A 17,219-nucleotide genomic window follows, 5' to 3' on the forward strand; every position below is an offset into this window, starting at 1 on the left:
ATTTTATAAATTAGTTTGTGTTTTGAGGATACAAAATTAAAAAAATATTTTTTCAATCAAAACGTTATTGAGTATTTTGAAAAATAAAGAGTCCAAGACTAAAAGTTCGTTATCTTTCCGGTTTCCCTTTTTAGCCTCTCGAAGGTCATCATCATCTGTCGAAGTCTTTTAGGTTCTTTTTCCGCCAAATTAACTTGCTGACCGATGTCTTCCTTTACATTATATAATTGATAACAGTTACTATTTCCGGCAAAGGCAGCCTCCTCCGCGTCGCCATAGGTATCCGGATACGGTGGGATCATGACCCAATCACCATCACGTAGCGCATAATTGAAATAACCTTCCAAGACAAGTTCCTTTCGCCCATTACCACCTTTTCCTAGAAAGACAGGCAAGGTGTTTTGGCTATCTACCTTATCAGAATAGGTCTGTCCGATCAACGCCGACAGCGAGGCTAACAAATCCATCTGGCAAACCAAGGCATCCGACACAGCGCCCGGCTTAACTTCCGCAGGCCAACGAAGCATGAACGGGATACAGGTCCCACTATCATACAAGCTCGTCTTTCCTCCACGAAGCGGTCCGGCCATCTTATGATCCCCAACCAATTCCACGGCTTGATCTTGATAACCGTCATCCAGAACCGGTCCATTATCGCTAGTGAAAATAACTAATGTATTTTCCGTTAGCCCCAACTTATCCATTTCCTTCAAGAATTCGGTCACGCACCAATCCGCTTCCAAGATAACATCCCCACGAGGTCCCATCCCCGACTTACCCGCGAATCTCTCGTTCGGTACACGAGGTACATGCGGTTGATGCAAGCCATAGTACAGGAAGAAAGGTTTATCCTTATTCTTTTTCATAAAACCTTTCGCCTTCTCAAGGAACAACTCTGCCATATCCTCATCTTTCCATTGGGCGGTTTTGCCTCCTTTCTGGAAACCAATTCGAGGTACACCGTTTACGATAGCGCCGGCATGCCCGACACTCGGGAGCATTCTCAGTAATTCAGGATTATCCTTCCCAGTCGGTTCCCCGGGGAAATTCTCCTTATAACTGACATAGAGAGGATCGTTCGGATCGAGGTTTACACCTCTCCCATTCTCGATAAAGATACAGGGAACCCGGTCATTGGTAGCGGCTTGGATAAAAGAATAGTCGTAACCGATCTCTTTCGCTCCGGGATAAACCAGCTTGTTCCAGTCTACCGCCCCGTCACCTAATCCCAGATGCCATTTGCCGACCGAGCCGGTGACATAGCCCGCTTGCTTCATCACCTTTGGCAAGGTAACCTGTTGAGTATTGATAATCAGAGCCGCATTGCCGGGAAGTATTTTGGCTTCCCTATTTGTCCAAGGATATAATCCGGTAAGCAAGGAATACCGGCTGGGGGTAGAAGTAGCCGCCGTACAATAACCTTGCGTAAAGCGTATGCCTTCATTTGCGATACGATCCATTCCCGGAGTCTGTATGCGATGAGCCCCGTAACAGCTTAGATCACCATACCCGAGATCATCAGCTACGATGATCACCACGTTAGGTTGCCGGGGAGATGATTGAGCTATTAAAGTTGTTGGCAAGGAAAACCCTGCCAACACACTCATTATACAATACTTATTCATCGCTTATTACGGATTCTGAGTTAATGTACCCGGATAAGCGTTAATCTCAGACTGCGGAATATACTGGATAGCCAACGGGCTGGTAGCAGGATATTCAGGCACGCCGTCATGGAATCCCGGGTAATGACGTTTCATCGTATCGCCTACACGATATACATCAAAACCACGGTCAGCCTCATAAGCTAATTCCAACTGACGTTCTTTCATGATAAGCTCATGAGCGTTTGTCGCATCCAAAGATTTATATCCGGCGTTAGGTAAGGAACGGGTACGAACGGTATTCAAATCGGCTAATGCTTTTGTATAGTTTCCTAATTTAGCGCTAGCCTCGGCGCGAATCAGGTATAACTCACCTAAGCGAGAGATAACCGGAGAATAAAGGTGAGGATAGCCATCTTGCTTAGAGCACTTATAGCTATAGAATTTCGGGTTACCTTGACTTTCCAACATAAAGTAGTCATAATCTCCCTCATACGTTTCTCCCTTATAGCTAATAGAATAACGCTTATTGTCCACATCTACCGGAGTTAATGTATATTCTTCACCATCTACCGTAGCGATTAACTTACCTCCTACTTCCTTGGTCTCACCTTGACGATATACGTAACCGGAAATCTTGCCGTCCGTATATAAGTTAGCTACAAAACGGAAAGCGGGGATCTGATTTCCATTGGCGTCTTCCTTATATTGCGGATGGATAAACGCCTCACGTGCATCGGTTCCTTTTCCTGTCTCATGCAACAAATCCATATACTTAGCGCTGGCGTAAACCTCACCCCAGCCTTGACCATCGATCTCAGCGTACATACTTCCTAGCGGATCACCCCAATCTTCCCAGTCTGAGGCTATAAACTTCACGGCGAAAATAGTCTCTGTCTGTGAAGCGGCATCCGGAGCGAACTCATTATAACGCATAAAGTTAGCACGGTCCAACATAGAGAACTGGCCACTCTCGATTACCGTATTCGCATAATCATAAGATAATTGGGCATATTCCTTATTCGGATTCTCAAACGTGCCACTCATATACATATAGACCTTCGCCAATAAAGCTTGAGCCGCATATTTTGAGGCATAAGCGGTAGATTTAAACGTTGTCATCAGCTCTTCCGCCTTTTTCAAGTCAGACAGAGCTTGATCATACGTATCCTTCACGGACGAACGATCCGGAAGATCCAGATTATCCATATCCTCAGGCATACCGTTTACGATCGGCAAGCCCAGATTCTTCTCCGGTTCCTGATAATAAGGACGGCCAAACACACGGCAAAGATAGAAGTACATCATGCCGCGCATATAATAAGCCTCGCCCAACTTCTGATCCAACTCAGCAGACTCGCCCTCATTAATCATCTTCATCAAAGAACTAGTCTGTGAGATGATATTATAGGCACTGTTCCAAACCGTAGTAAGACCACCATTATTTACCGTATGCTGATAGGTAAAATAAGTACCGAACGGATTGGTTGTCGGTTTATCCTTACAAACGTTATCCCCCGGGAACTCACCACAATAATGCAAGTGTTCGGATGCCTTTTTCAGTTTTGCGTAACAACCGTTTAGCAAAACATCCACCGCGGCATCTTTGTCCTCCATGATCTTGTCTTCCGTGTACTTATCGTAAGGTAGACGTTCGATATCACAGCTTGTTATGAACGTGGCCGCTGCCGCAAGAGCCACTATAGCGATTTTTTTCATTATGATTCCTTTAATTAAAATGTAACATTTAGACCAAACATGAATTTACGAGCTTGTGGGTACGGAGAGATCGCCACACCAACCGAGCCTGCCTTGTATTTATTGCCAACCTCAGCCGGAAGTTCCGGGTCAACTCCGGAGAAACCGGAAAGGACAAACAAGTTCTCACCCGAGAAAGAAAGACGGATATTATCTACATACTGAATCTTCCAAGGTAATGTATAGCCTAACGTCAAGCTGCGTAAGCGTAAGTAGCTAGCGTCCTCCAGATAACGGGAAGATCCCTTGCTGGATTGACTCTTATTGCCATATTCCGCCTTGGGATGGGTAGCGATATCGCCCGGTTTTTCCCAACGATTCCAACCCTCTTTCAGATTCATCTGGTTATAATTTACGTAAGCGCCGTCACTATCATACATCGATCGGTCATAGTTGTAAATATCACCTCCTACGGAATAACCAAAGACAGCGGAGAGATCAATATTTTTCCAAGATACGTCGGTTGAGAAACCTCCGTAGAAATCGGGGCTTAACTTACCTATTATAGTCTGGTGCTTAGAGGCATCGCTATAATTCGAGGTCGTTACACGTTCCCCATTCTCATTCGTGGTATACCATAACGGAGAACCTGTCTCCGGATCTACGCCTGCCCATTCGGTACCATACCAAGTATCCACGTCTTGTCCCGGAGTCAATATCTTATCCATCGAAATGGCATAACTTGAACCGGCGTTAGAAGTGATGATCTCGCTCTTGCCACCATATAACTCAGTGATCTTATTACGGTTCAGGCCTAAGTTAGCAGCGACGCTCCAACTCCAATCGCCCCCTTTCAAGATGTCCACGTTCATCGAGACCTCGAAACCATTATTCTTGACGGCACCCACATTACGATAGATACCAACAATACCCGTTACACCAGGCAGAGGCACTTTGTAAAGCAAATCGGTTGTTTTCTTATTATAATAATCCAAGTTGATAGTCAAACGATCAAACAAGATAGCGTCGATACCTACACCTGCCGTATAAGTCTTCTCCCAAGTCAGGTTCTTGTTTTCCTTCTGTTCGATTACCGCACCCGGATCACCATTATATCCAGTAGACATGGCGTACACCGTATATTGGGAATATAATTCGGTCGGACGGTTACCTACGGAACCATAACTCGCACGCAACTTCAACTGTTGCACCCAATCCTTAGCCTTGAAGAATTCCTCCTGATGGATATTCCAACCACCGCTGACGGAGAAGAAATTACCATATTTAGCGTCCGTACCAAAGTTAGAGGCACCATCCCGACGGAATGAGAAAGACAACAAATAACGATTATCATACGCATAGTTGGCATTGAACAAATAAGATTGTACAGCCCATTCCTTTTGCTCTCCCTTTATCGTCTTAGGAGTAGTAGCGACATCGGCCACAGAGAAGCCCGGAGCGAAACTAGCCGCTGTCTGGTCTTTAATCTCCTGCGTGAAAGTATTCCACTCGTAAGCTAGGATCGCATTGATAGAGTGCTTGTCGAATACCTTGTTAAAACGAAGCAACTGGTTGCTATATACCCTATAAGAAGCGGTGGTCTTATCTTGCAATAATCCATTATCAGCCTCTCCCTTTTTAGAACGGGGATCCTGATAGCTCTTAAAAAGGATACTATTATATTTATAGTTATTTACAGATGCGAAAGTCAACCAATCGGTAAACTTGATATCAAAGTCAAAGTTACCCATAAACTCGTAGGAAGTCTTCTTCTCATAATTCCATTGTAGATCATACAAGTAGTTGGTAGCGTCGCTATTGATCCAAGTAGTAGGTCTGTATTGCTGGATCAGATCACCATTCTCGTCATAAGGAGAGTCCCAAGGAAAGTTAACGTACATGATAGCGCCTAGATCTTGCTGCTGGTCCATCACGTCGCTACGGGTAGCCCATACTTTAGGTTTGATAGTCAACCAATCCGTCGCTTGGTAATCCACATTGAAACGTAAGTTATAACGTTTGTAGTCATATCCTTTCACGGCACCATCCTCATTATAGTAACCAACGGATGTATACGTCTTGATCTTCTCTGAGCCACCGGAAACTGATACGTTATAGTCTTGAGCGAAGCCCAGATGCGTACCCTCTTTCCACCAGTCGAAGTTACGGTTGCGCAAATCCTCCGTAAAATAACTCGGAAGGGCGTCTTGATTTGCGAAAGATTTATAATAATCATATAATTCCTCGCCGTTCATCATATTCATGTTTCCACGGTGCAACTGGTTCACACCCATCTTTACGGAAGCGTTGATCGTAGCTTTTCCGATCTTACCTTTCTTCGTAGTCACCACGATAACACCGTTCGCTCCTTGAGAACCATAGATAGCGGTTGAAGCGGCATCCTTCAAGATAGACATAGACTCGATATCAGCCGGGTTCAAGCTACCCGCTTCCGTACCGACGATTACGCCATCCACGATCCAAAGAGGGTCCGTGCTACCGTTTACCGTAGACTTACCACGGATCACCACCTTACCGGCAGCGCCCGGCTGACCACCACCCGAAGTAACCTGTACGCCCGGAGCCTTACCAGACAATAAGTTCTCGACCGTAGGGCTAGTGGCATCCAACAATTTCTCGTTGCTCACCACCTGCATGGCACCCGTCAAGCTTTCCTTTTTTTGCACACCGTAACCAACAACAACCACCTCCTCAAGGTTCTGAGTGTCTTCCTTGATACGGATAGTCATCGGAGCGCTAGTCGCCTTAACCTCGTGGTTCACATAACCGATGTAAGAAACGACTAAAGTAGCTCCGGCCGGAGCTTCCAAACTAAACTTTCCATCGAAATCGGTACTGGTACCGTTCGTAGTGCCTTTCACAAGCACGTTCGCGCCGATTACCGGCTCACCCGTCACCGCGTCAACAATGGTACCTGAAATCGTAATCGTCTGCTGCGCCACCATTCTCTCCGTGTTTCTCAATTCATTTGGATTAGAAGATGACTTGTAAACAACAATCCTATTGTTGTTTACAACAAAATCAGCATGCTGATTTTTCAGCGCCGTCGTCAAAATCTCCTCGACCGAACGGTTCGACATGTCGATTGAGATACGCTCATTCAGATTGATGTCATTGTTACGGATAAGGAACGTGTAATTGAATTTTTCCTCGATCAAATCGAAAAGTTCTTTTAATGTCGTACTTTCCATTTGAACAGACATCATTTGTGTCTGAAGTTCGGACGCTGAAACCGTACCGGGAATAAACGGCAGTCCCGCAAGCATACATGCGGCTACCATCATCTTACCGGTCTTCTTGAAATAGTTCATTTCCATTAAAGTTAGATTTAATAAATAATTTTCTCGTTTATACTATTTTCCACACTTACACCTTAGGATTAAGGTTTGTATTTTTATTTATCTTTTATAATAATCTCATCTCCCGAACGAGTCCACACATATTTATGATCCACGTCCACCTCACGAAGGATCTTATCCAACGAATAATCTTTCGTAAAGCTGCCGGAGAAGATTTCCTTTCTCAAAGGATCGCTCTCGACGCGGATACGCACGTTGAACTTACGTTCCAAATCCTTGGCGATACTCATGAAAGGTTGTTCGGAGAATTTCAGGCTACCGTCCATCCAAGAGAGAGCATCCTTGGCATCCACCTCACTGACTCTTACCTTATTGGTCTGCTTATTAAAGCTTAGTTTCCGGTTTGGAGTCAAGGTCACATCGCCCGCATGGGCAACCTCATCCCGCAAGCTCACGTTTACTTTTCCCGACATCAGAGTGACATCGGTCGTTTCATCCATTCCGTAAGCCTTTACGTTAAAGCTAGTTCCTAGAACCTTGATATCCAATCTCTTTGATTTTACGATAAAAGGCTTAAGGGAATCCCGGGTAATCTCGAAGTAAGCCTCACCATCCAATTGTACGCTACGTCCGTTCGTATTGAAATCACTGCCATATCTCAACGTGGAACCCGCGTTGACCCAAACCACGGATTGATCCGGCAAAACGACTTTCGTTTGGGCTCCCATAGGAGTTGTCGTCTCAAAATAAGCCAAGGCGGCAGATTTCGGCTGATTATGTCTCGTACCTATATAATAAGAGGCAGTCCCCACCGATACCACGATCAAGACCGAGGCGGCAACTTTTCCTAAAAACCGAAAATTTAGCCAATGATTCTTTTCAGAAGGAATAGCGGGATCGATAAGTGCCCCGAAATGTTTTTGGAAATCGGCTTTCATATCAGAGGCAAACAAAGGTACATGCGCCGTCGCCCAACAATCCGCCATCTCGGAAAGGCGTTGTTTATGAGCGTCATCCGTTTCCAACCATTGTAGTAATTCATTTCGCCCCTCCTCGGATATATCTCCCATGAGGTAGCTATAAATTAAATCTTCTATGTGTTTATTCTCTATTTCCATGATATTAACAAAGGAGCCGGTTTTCAACCCGGTTTCTATTATATACACATGTTTTAGAGATTCCGTTTAAGGAGATTCCAATTATTTTTCGAAAAAATTAAATATAAGTAAGAAAAGAGGGTAAAGATCGCCTAAAAGTTCACGCAACTTCGCCAAACCGATCTTGATCTGTACTCGTACCGTACTGGAACTGATATGATTTGTTATCGCTATTTCCTCATAGGTCTTGTTATGGTAAAGATATTGCACGAAGATATCCCGGCATTTAGCGGGCAAGGAATCCACGGCACGATAGATTTTCTCCTCGAATTCCTTATTCTCCAGATAAGCCAACGGATGGGGATCGGCGTCTATCTGCAACTCTTGTATCGACAATAAGTTTTCTTGTACATCTGATAAAGGGACTTCTTGCTGGCGTCTATCTCTTAAATAATTCAGGCAATAATTACGTACCGAGCGAATTAAATAAGCGTTTACCGGATGTATTAACGCCGAATGGTGATTCCATACATTCATGAAGACATCATTAACGATCTCACGTGCCGCCTCCGGGTTATAGACATATTTAGTCGCTACGGCGCACAAGTACACGTAGAAGGTCGTATATAATTGTTCAAATGCTTTGGCATCGCCATTATTGATCCGAGATATTATGTCCTCCTTTACAATCAGCACAAACGTCAACCCTTAAGTTTCACTCACAATTGAATCACAAAAATAATGAAATATTCCAGAGATTACCTCATTTTAAAAGAAAGTATAGGGTAATAGCGCCAAACAGCTCGCTAAAGCGGACTGTTTGGATACTTAGGTGACGAACCGGGTGGCATATGGGTGGCATAGCTGTGCCATCCTTATGGCACGCCCTTGCCATCGTTGTGGCACGGCTATGCCACCAGCGTGGCACGACTGTGCCAATGCTATGGAAAGGACTGGCACTATACATCATTGCAATACAATAACTTAGATTACTTAGAGGAATTGGCGGCACGCTTCTTGTTACGCCAGTAACTGCCGTCACGTTTGCTTCCGAACATATTACGGCGTTTCGACTCTTGCTTGATCGCTTCTTTCTTCTCGGCTACGGCGGCTTTCACCTCCTTGGTCTCATACATATGGCCACCAGCTACGGGGACTTCCTTGCCGATCAGTTTCTGGATATCTTTCAACAAAGGTACCTCCTCGGCGTCGCAGAAAGAGAAAGCCACACCTTCACGGCCCGCACAACCCGTACGCCCGATCCGATGTACATAAGTCTCGGGTACGTTAGGAAGCTCATAGTTAATGACGTGCGTCAGATGATCCACGTCGATTCCACGGGCGGCGATATCCGTAGCGATCAGCACACGGGTCGTATGATCCTTGAAATTCGTCAAGGCACGCTGGCGAGCGGTCTGGCTCTTGTTGCCATGGATCGCCTCCGCCCCTATCTCCGCTTTCGACAAGACACGGGCCACCTTGTCCGCCCCGTGTTTCGTACGGGTAAAGATCAATACGGATTCCAGTTCCGGGTTCTCCAACAAGCTTTTCAGCAAGTTGATCTTCTCGGCCTTCTCGACGAAATAAACGGATTGGTCGATTGCGTCCACGGTCGATGAGGCCGGGGTTACTTCCACCTTTTGCGGCTCGCTCAAGATCGTACCTGCCAAGCGCTCGATCTCAGGGGGCATGGTAGCGGAGAAGAACAAGGACTGGCGTTTCTTGGGCAATAACGGTAAAATACGCTTGATGTCATGGATAAAGCCCATGTCCAACATACGGTCCGCCTCGTCTAAGACGAAATACTCCAAGGTATCCAAGTGGATGAATCCTTGTCCGATCAAGTCCAGCAGACGTCCCGGCGTAGCGATTAATATATCGATGCCTCTTTCCAAGGCTTCCGTCTGGGGCTTCTGTCCCACCCCGCCGAATATCACCGTATGGCGTAATCCGGCGAAACGGCCGTAAGCGGCAAAGCTCTCTCCGATCTGGATGGCAAGCTCACGGGTAGGCGTAAGGATCAATGCCTTGATACCCCGTTTGTAACCTTTCTTCTTCTGGAGATATAACCGCTGGATAATCGGGATGGAGAACGCCGCCGTCTTACCGGTTCCTGTCTGGGCGCAACCCAATAAATCATAACCTTGCGAAACGATGGGAATCGCTTCTGATTGTATAGGTGTTGGAGTCGTATAACCTTCTTGCACGAGAGCCTTACATATCGGCTCTATCAAATCTAAATCTTCAAATGTCATTCTAAAATAGGGTGAGCCATCACGGCTCGTTATGTAAATAATGCGGGCAAAGGTAGTAAAACTTTATGATATAAACTATCTTTGCGCTTTTTATGCCCGTAAAGCGATATGAAAGAATTATTACTACTACTGAAGAAGTTCTTCGGATATACCTCCTTCCGTCCCTTGCAGGCGGACATCATACAGCGTATCTTACAGAAAGAGGACTCGTTGGTGCTGATGCCCACGGGTGGAGGCAAGTCGATCTGTTTCCAGCTACCGGCTATCTATCTGCCGGGTACGGCTTTGGTGGTGTCCCCCTTGATCGCCTTGATGAAGGATCAAGTAGAGGGGTTGATCGCCAACGGCATCCCGGCGGCGGCGTTGAACAGTATGATGCCGGAAGAGGAGCAACAACAGGTGAAGCAACTTTGCGTGCAGGGCAAGATCAAATTATTGTATATCTCCCCGGAACGGATCAAGATGGAAGCGGACTGGTTCCTGCCCCGGCTGGACATCTCGCTCATCGCTATCGACGAGGCGCATTGCGTATCGCATTGGGGACATGACTTCCGTCCGGAATACACGCAACTGGCGATCTTGAAGGAACGTTTCCCGAAAGTCCCGGTCGTGGCCCTGACCGCTACCGCCGATAAAATCACCCGGAAGGATATCCTAGAGCAGTTACGGCTTCGCACGCCCCAAACGTTCATATCGTCATTCGACCGCCCGAATATCTCCCTCACGGTACGCCGGGGACTTAACAAGAAAGAGAAGATCGCCGCCATCGTCCATTTCATCCGGGGGCACCGGGAGCAGAGCGGTATCATCTATTGCATGCGCCGCAACGATACGACCGAGCTGGCCGATGAGTTGGCGATGTATAATATCAAGGCGATCGCCTACCACGCCGGCCTCCTGCCCGCCCAACGGGAACAGGCCCAGAACGATTTCATCAACGACCGGGTGGACGTGGTGTGCGCCACGGTAGCTTTCGGGATGGGTATCGACAAGAGTAATGTCCGTTGGGTCGTGCATTACAGCATGCCGGGGAGTATCGAGAATTACTACCAAGAGATCGGCCGTGCCGGAAGGGACGGGATGAAAAGCGATACCCTCCTGTTCTATTCCTTGAGCGACTTGATCGTACTTCGCCGTTTCGCCGAGGAGAGTGGCCAAAGCGAGGTGAACTTGGAGAAGCTAAACCGGATGAGACGGTATTGCGAGTCCGATATGTGCCGCCGCCGTGTCCTGCTCAGTTACTTCGGCGAGGAAGCGGACCATGATTGCGGCAACTGCGACGTGTGCAAGAACCCTCCGCAACGCTTCGATGGCAGTGTCTTGATACAAAAAGCGCTGAGCGCCGTCATCCGGACCGGCGAGCATGTAGGCATGCAAATGCTGATCGACATATTACGTGCCTCCGGTCGGGCGGAACTCTTGGAGAGAGGATACGATAAGCTAAAGACGTACGGCGCCGGACGGGACCTCTCTTATAAGGAATGGAAGGAGTACATTTACCAGATGATCCAACTCGGGTACATGGAGATCGACTACGCCGCCGAGCGTGTCTTGCGGATGACCCCGTTAGGCAGGCGTGTCCTGTACGGGGAGCAAAAGGCCCAGCTCGTCATCTATCGGGAACCGGATGAGCTGACACGCCCCGTCCGGAGAGGCGAGCGGAAATCCTCCTTCAAAGCCCAGCCGATCCGGCCGATCCGGTCCGCCTCCACGGACGAGACCTTGCTGGACTCCCTCCGCCAGCTTCGCAAGCAAATTGCCGAGCGAGAGCATACGCCGGCTTATATCATCTTCTCCGACGATTCCTTGGAAGACATGGTGGAGAAGAAACCGGTCACCTTGGACCAGTTCAGCGACATCCGGGGCGTGGGGCAAATCAAGCTGGACCGGTACGGGAAGGTGTTCGTGGCCTTGATCCGGTTCGTGCTGAAGCTACCGAAATAAGAAGAACACATGTTAATGTTTTTAGCTCCTAAATGGAAATATAAAAAAATCACATATATTTGTCTACAGTTATTAAGCACAATGCCCCATATTCATGATAGACAAACATCTTTCTCTCCTCACCCACCTGCTCTGTCTGTGTTTTCTGGCAGGATGCGAGAATGAGTATTTCAAAACGGGGAGTATCCATATCCAATTGAAGAAACCTTCCGGATACGCAGATATCTCCTTGGCGAATATCCCGGTCACACTAATCAATCAAAGTATAGGCTGTGTCTACACCACGACCACCGACACAAATGGACTAGCTCTATTTGAACTAACCGCTGGCATATGCGCAATCTCCGCAAATCAGGAAACCACGACTGGCAACAGGGATTATATATTGAGTGGTAGCCTCTCCAATATCCAGTTCGAGGCCAATGGAGAAGAACGATCCGTGGAAATACCTTTGGAAGTGTCCGAACGAGGCCGTCTGCTGATTAGCGAGATTTATTTCAGCGGTTGTCTCTGGCCTGACGGGAAAAATGTCTATAACAAAGATCAATACCTCACGTTGGTCAATAACTCCGATGACTTGATTTTCCTAGATGGCCTATGTATCGCACAAGCAGGACCCGTAAGCGTGACAAAGCCTTCCGGATGGATGCTCCATACCGATATGAAAGAAATACCTTTATTCATGATGTGCTGGGAGTTTCCGGGAACGGGAGCCGAATATCCCATTCAACCGGGGGAGCGACAAACGATAGCGATTAACGCCATAAACCATACCAATAGCGAAGTGGGAGTTCCGGCCTCGCTCGATTTATCCAGCGTGGAATGGGCTTTTTGGGATCCTATCTTGACCGGAAGCCAAATCTCCGCCGGTGTAAAACCTCTAAACTTGGTATGGCGTGGCACCGGTTTCTCCTATCTGTTTTCCATGAACGGCCCGACGATCCTCTTGTTCCGTCCCAAAACGGACTTAAGAGAATGGATCGCCAATCCGGATCACATCCAAAAAGAACCTGAGAGTTTCAATACGCTAAAATACCTCCATATACCCGCTGATTGGGTGCTGGATATCGCAAATTTCGTCTCTTCAACCTCTACGGTAGCTTACACACGTATCCCATCTTCTATGGATGTGAGTCCGGGTATAGCCACGTCCGGCGGCTCCGGCCTGGCAATGCGTCGGAAATATGAGCAAGAGGGGAAACGCTTCCGCTGGAAAGATTCCAATAACACCGCCGAGGATTTCGAGAAAAGTCCACCTTCCTTAAAACGGTAAGCCTCTATGAAGATCACTATCATTCTATATATGATATCACTATCTGTCTATGCCTCACGGTCATGGGCTCAACAAGAGAGCGCATGGGCTTTATCCGCCAATCCTGTCAGCATCAGCTATGTGCCTAAGGACAGCGCTATGGAAGCCGGTTTAAGTTATTTGATCCATCAAGCCGCCTTACCTGCCAGCGACCAGCCGGATCAAACACAGACCTATAGGGCTTATGTATCCGGTAACCGAAAGCTGGGTCTGCTTTGGCTGGCGGGTGGTATCGATTGGTCGCAAAGCCTACTGGAAGGGAGAAAATGGAATTTATTATCGCAACCGGACTATCTGATTACGGCCGGCGATTCCTTGGGAGAGCCACAACGCATCGAGAAATACAGGATCTACGGACAAGCGGCTTACGTCTTATCCCCGAAAATCAAGGTCGGGATAGATGGAGACTATACAGCTACAAGCAACGAAGATCGCTCCTCTTACCATATCTACCATGGGATGGCACACTTAATCCGGATATCAGGAGGTATCGTTTACGAACAAGTACGCAGACGTTTTGGAGCCTCGATCCATTATACCCATCGAACAGAGGAATTAACGTATGATACGGATAGTAAAGATAAACTTTATACATTTCCTCTGGGTTATTGGCTTCCGATGCAAGAATTATCGGGAAGTTTCCTGTTTCGCAGCCAAGGAAAACGCCTAGGTGTTTCCTTGCAAACGGAAACCCTAAAAGAGCATTGGAGTCTTTTCCATGATCTCTTCTACGAGACCCAGCAATTAGCGGACAATCCAAATAACTCCGGCAACTTGAGAGGCTGGGAAGAACGGCTGCATCAAATCAGTTACCAAGGTCGTTTTACCCGAACGAATAAATCGTGGACGCATATCTGGTCGCCCACAGCCCGATTCAACCAAACTACGGCCAACCGCATATTACAACGGAATCCCACCACAAGCTCGTCTGCCATATGGACTACATTCGCCACCTATCGCCTAGCAAGGCAACGGATGTTATCTACCCAACTAAGTTACGAGGCGACAAAGAATGATACTTCGGGCGAAAAGGTATCCACATGGCAAATGACTGTCGGATGGAATCGTTTGGAAAATGATTTCTACATATATCCTTTTACGGTCAAACAATATACAGGGCTCTTCCACGGAGAGATCGCGTTTTTTCGACAAATCCGCCTACCTAAAGAAAACAAGCTAAGTATCCGCCCGTCCGTGTATATCGTATCGGGCTATGGCACCGAGATCAAATGGGAGAAGGAAACGCAGAAGGATGAGAATGGCTCAGCAGAAATCAAGCTAGAGCAGAACATGCAAAAAGTGAACGAGGATTTTATTGCTCGCACGGCAACCCGTCTGGGTATCGGTGCGGAAATGGAATATCGGCATCCCATTCATTCCGCCTTATCAGCGGGATTTCGTTTAATGGGTAGTCTCGAACAAACGACAAGTCCTCAATCGCCCCTCGGAGGGGGCGGAAATCTCAGTATTGTCATCTGGCTATAATAGGTCTTAATACTATGCGTTACTCAACTTTGTACAAAATACCAATAAAGATCGTGACGATATTTCTCTTATTGTCATCACTTCATCCGGGCAATTACCTTCACGGGCAAAAGCAACCGGATACTCTGTCCTTCTATTTACCCAACATTTTGGTAACAGCCATCGAGTCTAAGACTCCGGGTACGGTTTCCTTGCTTCCAGCGTCAACGTTGGAACATACGCAACCGATCACGATCTCTGATCTGACACAATTATTACCGGGAGGTCTCACCAATAATTCTGGGGTGACAGACGCACAATATTTCTCAGTGCGGGAGGTTTCTTTAAAGAACGGGGTAAACCAATTTCATAAGAACGCAGCTATGGGTGCCCAAATATGGGTAGACGGCTCTCCTCTTCATTTCAACACCGGCATCAACGAGCCTTACGAAGGATATGATGCCCGTTTTCTATCTCTCAACCAAGTGAAAGAGGCGGAAATCATCCGAGGAATACCTTCTGCCCGGTACGGAAACTTAACAAATAGCGTATTATTACTCAAGACTCATCAAGGTAGAATGCCTCTCTCCACCAGCATACGTTACAATCCGAAACTGAAACAATATATGCTTGGAAAAGGCTTCTGTATCTCCCCACAAGGCCATACGCTCAACCTGTTAGCGGACTATACCAGCCAAGGCGATTTCCATACCGGCGGCATACGCTTGGCAAACCTTTACCATTGGTTGCCCGCAGGGAAAAAACTAGAATTAAGCCTTACTTACACCTCTCGCATAGGAAAGGAAAAGCAATTCGTCAACGAGCAGAATCATACACAAAGACAACGATTGGATCAGCGATTTTCCATACAAGGGGAATGGCAACCCGACCGACGTTGGCTCAAGAAGCTGTCTCTGAGAATAGACGGTTCCCTTCAAAAAAGCAAACAAACAAAGAGTCAGGTCAACAATGCCTCTAGCCAGCTTTATACAGACCAGAAAGAGAGCGGCGAATGGGAAGCCCGTGTTTTATCCTCAAACTACATGTACACATTAGTCAATGAAAGCCGACCTTTTTATGTAGAAACCGAGATGCTGGCGTCTACCTTATTCCCTCTACGACAAGGGAGGGATATCAGCTTAGTAGCCGGATTCTCATACCGTAGTGAGGGTAACGAAGGGCGAGGCAGGGATTTCGATCGGCAGAGGCCTCCTTCTACATCTATCCGTCCCCGCTCATTCCGGGAAATCCCGTCCTTGCATACGTTCGGTGGCTTCATTGAGGCCACATACCGGACTTCCAATCTCCATGTAGAAGCCGGATTAAGAAATCAAGGATTGAAAAGCCGGGATTATGCCTTAATCTATCAGACAGAACCTCGCCTGAACCTCTTATGGTCTCTCTTCTCCTCTCCCTCCGGCTATACATTGAGTTTAAAAGGTGGGCTCGGATGGATCAGTTTCATGCCGACATTGGATAAACTCTACCCGGAAGCTATTTATAATGATAAGGTCTCTTTCTATTATAATGATAGCAATGAAAGTGGAAACACCCTTGGTATTCTCACGACACATGCCCCCGGAATGGAACAAAATATGAAATTAAAACCTACCGTAAATCGAAAGATAGAGGTTGGCCTTATAGGGAAGACTCCGGCCATCCGACTTGACATGACCGCTTTTTTCGAGAAACAAACGGATGGCTTTTCCTCCTCGGCGCAATATATTCCATTCAGCTATCGGGAATATGATTATCTATCAACCGCCAAACTTCGTCCTGAGTACAAAGATGGACAGGTATGGGTGAACGGTGAGGCCGTTCCTTTTCAGGAGAAATATAGTTACACGGCAGTCCCTATACCGGTCAATACGCTCCATAGGGAGAAACATGGGATCGAGATGGTAGCGGACCTCGGGACTTTCTCACCCTTGCGTACCTCCCTAATCGTAGACGGGATCTGGTTATATGTACGAGAAAAGAATACGGCCCTTAACGGGATCTGGCCGATCCAGTACACAGATAAAACAGAATACCCCTACGTAGGTTTTTACGACAAGCAAGGCGGACCGGGAAATGAAAGTCGTTCGGAGATCATCTCCACGAACTTCCGTTTCATCACCCGCATCACCAGAATCGGACTGGTCACTACCCTTACGTGGCAAATGATATGGCTCTATAAATATCGTACGCTCTACAACGGTAGCACTGGCGAGAATGTATGGCCCCTATATTGGTGTGGAACAGACGGAATCATACATCCGTTCACCGAGACACAGAAAGAGGATCCAGCCTTCGCGCCTTTACTCTCCACCACTGCGCCGGAACGATTCCTGCCAAACTCTTATAAACCATATGGTATGCTGAATATTCGGGTAAACAAAGCTTTCGGAGAGCACATCACGCTGGCATTCTTTGCCAACAACCTCGCCGATTTACGCCCCACTCGCTATTCGGCCAGCACGAGATCTTACCTTCAACAAAATACCCAGCCTTTTTTCGGTCTGGAATTACAAATAAAACTATGA

At 47.0% G+C, this 17,219-nt stretch carries 10 protein-coding genes; 4 read left to right on the forward strand and 6 right to left on the reverse strand.

Going from position 1 to position 17,219, the window contains the following annotated elements; translation table 11 throughout:
* Positions 1-98: 98 nt before the first annotated feature.
* From ACYIA1_RS20845 to ACYIA1_RS20870, 6 genes are all read right to left on the reverse strand, one after another.
* Positions 99-1,625, reverse strand: a complete 1,527-nt coding sequence (locus ACYIA1_RS20845; protein ID WP_480336350.1) for a sulfatase family protein — start codon at positions 1,623-1,625, stop codon at positions 99-101.
* A 6-nt stretch (positions 1,626-1,631) separates the two neighbouring features.
* Positions 1,632-3,323, reverse strand: a complete 1,692-nt coding sequence (locus ACYIA1_RS20850; RefSeq protein ID WP_044545791.1) for a RagB/SusD family nutrient uptake outer membrane protein — start codon at positions 3,321-3,323, stop codon at positions 1,632-1,634.
* Positions 3,324-3,337: 14 nt separating this feature from the next.
* Positions 3,338-6,640 carry a SusC/RagA family TonB-linked outer membrane protein gene (locus tag ACYIA1_RS20855; RefSeq protein ID WP_480336351.1) on the reverse strand — a complete coding sequence of 1,101 codons (3,303 nt, stop codon included), beginning with the start codon at positions 6,638-6,640 and terminating at the stop codon, positions 3,338-3,340.
* Between the two features lie 77 nt (positions 6,641-6,717).
* On the reverse strand, positions 6,718-7,740 hold the full coding sequence (locus ACYIA1_RS20860) for a FecR family protein (protein WP_480336352.1): 1,023 nt from the start codon (positions 7,738-7,740) through the stop codon (positions 6,718-6,720).
* 81 nt (positions 7,741-7,821) lie between these two features.
* A complete protein-coding gene (locus ACYIA1_RS20865) occupies positions 7,822-8,424 on the reverse strand; it encodes an RNA polymerase sigma-70 factor (protein ID WP_480336353.1) in 603 nt (200 codons plus the stop codon).
* Positions 8,425-8,708: 284 nt separating this feature from the next.
* Positions 8,709-9,974, reverse strand: coding sequence for a DEAD/DEAH box helicase (locus ACYIA1_RS20870; protein ID WP_480336354.1), 1,266 nt, complete (start codon positions 9,972-9,974; stop codon positions 8,709-8,711).
* A gap of 108 nt (positions 9,975-10,082) precedes the next feature.
* On the opposite strand from ACYIA1_RS20870, the gene recQ reads away from it, so the two are divergent.
* From recQ to ACYIA1_RS20890, 4 genes are all read left to right on the forward strand, one after another.
* A complete protein-coding gene (gene recQ / locus ACYIA1_RS20875) occupies positions 10,083-11,918 on the forward strand; it encodes a DNA helicase RecQ (protein ID WP_005862193.1) in 1,836 nt (611 codons plus the stop codon).
* A 94-nt stretch (positions 11,919-12,012) separates the two neighbouring features.
* Complete coding sequence (locus ACYIA1_RS20880; protein ID WP_005862191.1) at positions 12,013-13,191, forward strand: DUF4876 domain-containing protein; 1,179 nt, start codon at positions 12,013-12,015, stop codon at positions 13,189-13,191.
* Positions 13,192-13,197: 6 nt separating this feature from the next.
* Positions 13,198-14,715 (forward strand): DUF6850 family outer membrane beta-barrel protein, encoded by a 1,518-nt coding sequence (locus ACYIA1_RS20885; protein ID WP_250788090.1) that lies wholly within the window; start codon positions 13,198-13,200, stop codon positions 14,713-14,715.
* Between the two features lie 14 nt (positions 14,716-14,729).
* A complete protein-coding gene (locus ACYIA1_RS20890) occupies positions 14,730-17,219 on the forward strand; it encodes a TonB-dependent receptor plug domain-containing protein (RefSeq protein WP_480336355.1) in 2,490 nt (829 codons plus the stop codon).

This window comes from Parabacteroides sp. KHUB-02 (assembly GCF_056640955.1).

What these genes read in the sequence shown, in the direction of transcription:
- ACYIA1_RS20845 (WP_480336350.1), bottom strand. Translation starts at nt 1,625, where the DNA reads ATGAATAAGTATTGTATAATGAGTGTGTTGGCAGGGTTTTCCTTGCCA.
- ACYIA1_RS20850 (WP_044545791.1), bottom strand. Translation starts at nt 3,323, where the DNA reads ATGAAAAAAATCGCTATAGTGGCTCTTGCGGCAGCGGCCACGTTCATA.
- ACYIA1_RS20870 (WP_480336354.1), bottom strand. Translation starts at nt 9,974, where the DNA reads ATGACATTTGAAGATTTAGATTTGATAGAGCCGATATGTAAGGCTCTC.
- recQ (WP_005862193.1), top strand. Translation starts at nt 10,083, where the DNA reads ATGAAAGAATTATTACTACTACTGAAGAAGTTCTTCGGATATACCTCC.
- ACYIA1_RS20855 (WP_480336351.1), bottom strand. Translation starts at nt 6,640, where the DNA reads ATGGAAATGAACTATTTCAAGAAGACCGGTAAGATGATGGTAGCCGCA.
- ACYIA1_RS20890 (WP_480336355.1), top strand. Translation starts at nt 14,730, where the DNA reads ATGCGTTACTCAACTTTGTACAAAATACCAATAAAGATCGTGACGATA.
- ACYIA1_RS20880 (WP_005862191.1), top strand. Translation starts at nt 12,013, where the DNA reads ATGATAGACAAACATCTTTCTCTCCTCACCCACCTGCTCTGTCTGTGT.
- ACYIA1_RS20860 (WP_480336352.1), bottom strand. Translation starts at nt 7,740, where the DNA reads ATGGAAATAGAGAATAAACACATAGAAGATTTAATTTATAGCTACCTC.
- ACYIA1_RS20885 (WP_250788090.1), top strand. Translation starts at nt 13,198, where the DNA reads ATGAAGATCACTATCATTCTATATATGATATCACTATCTGTCTATGCC.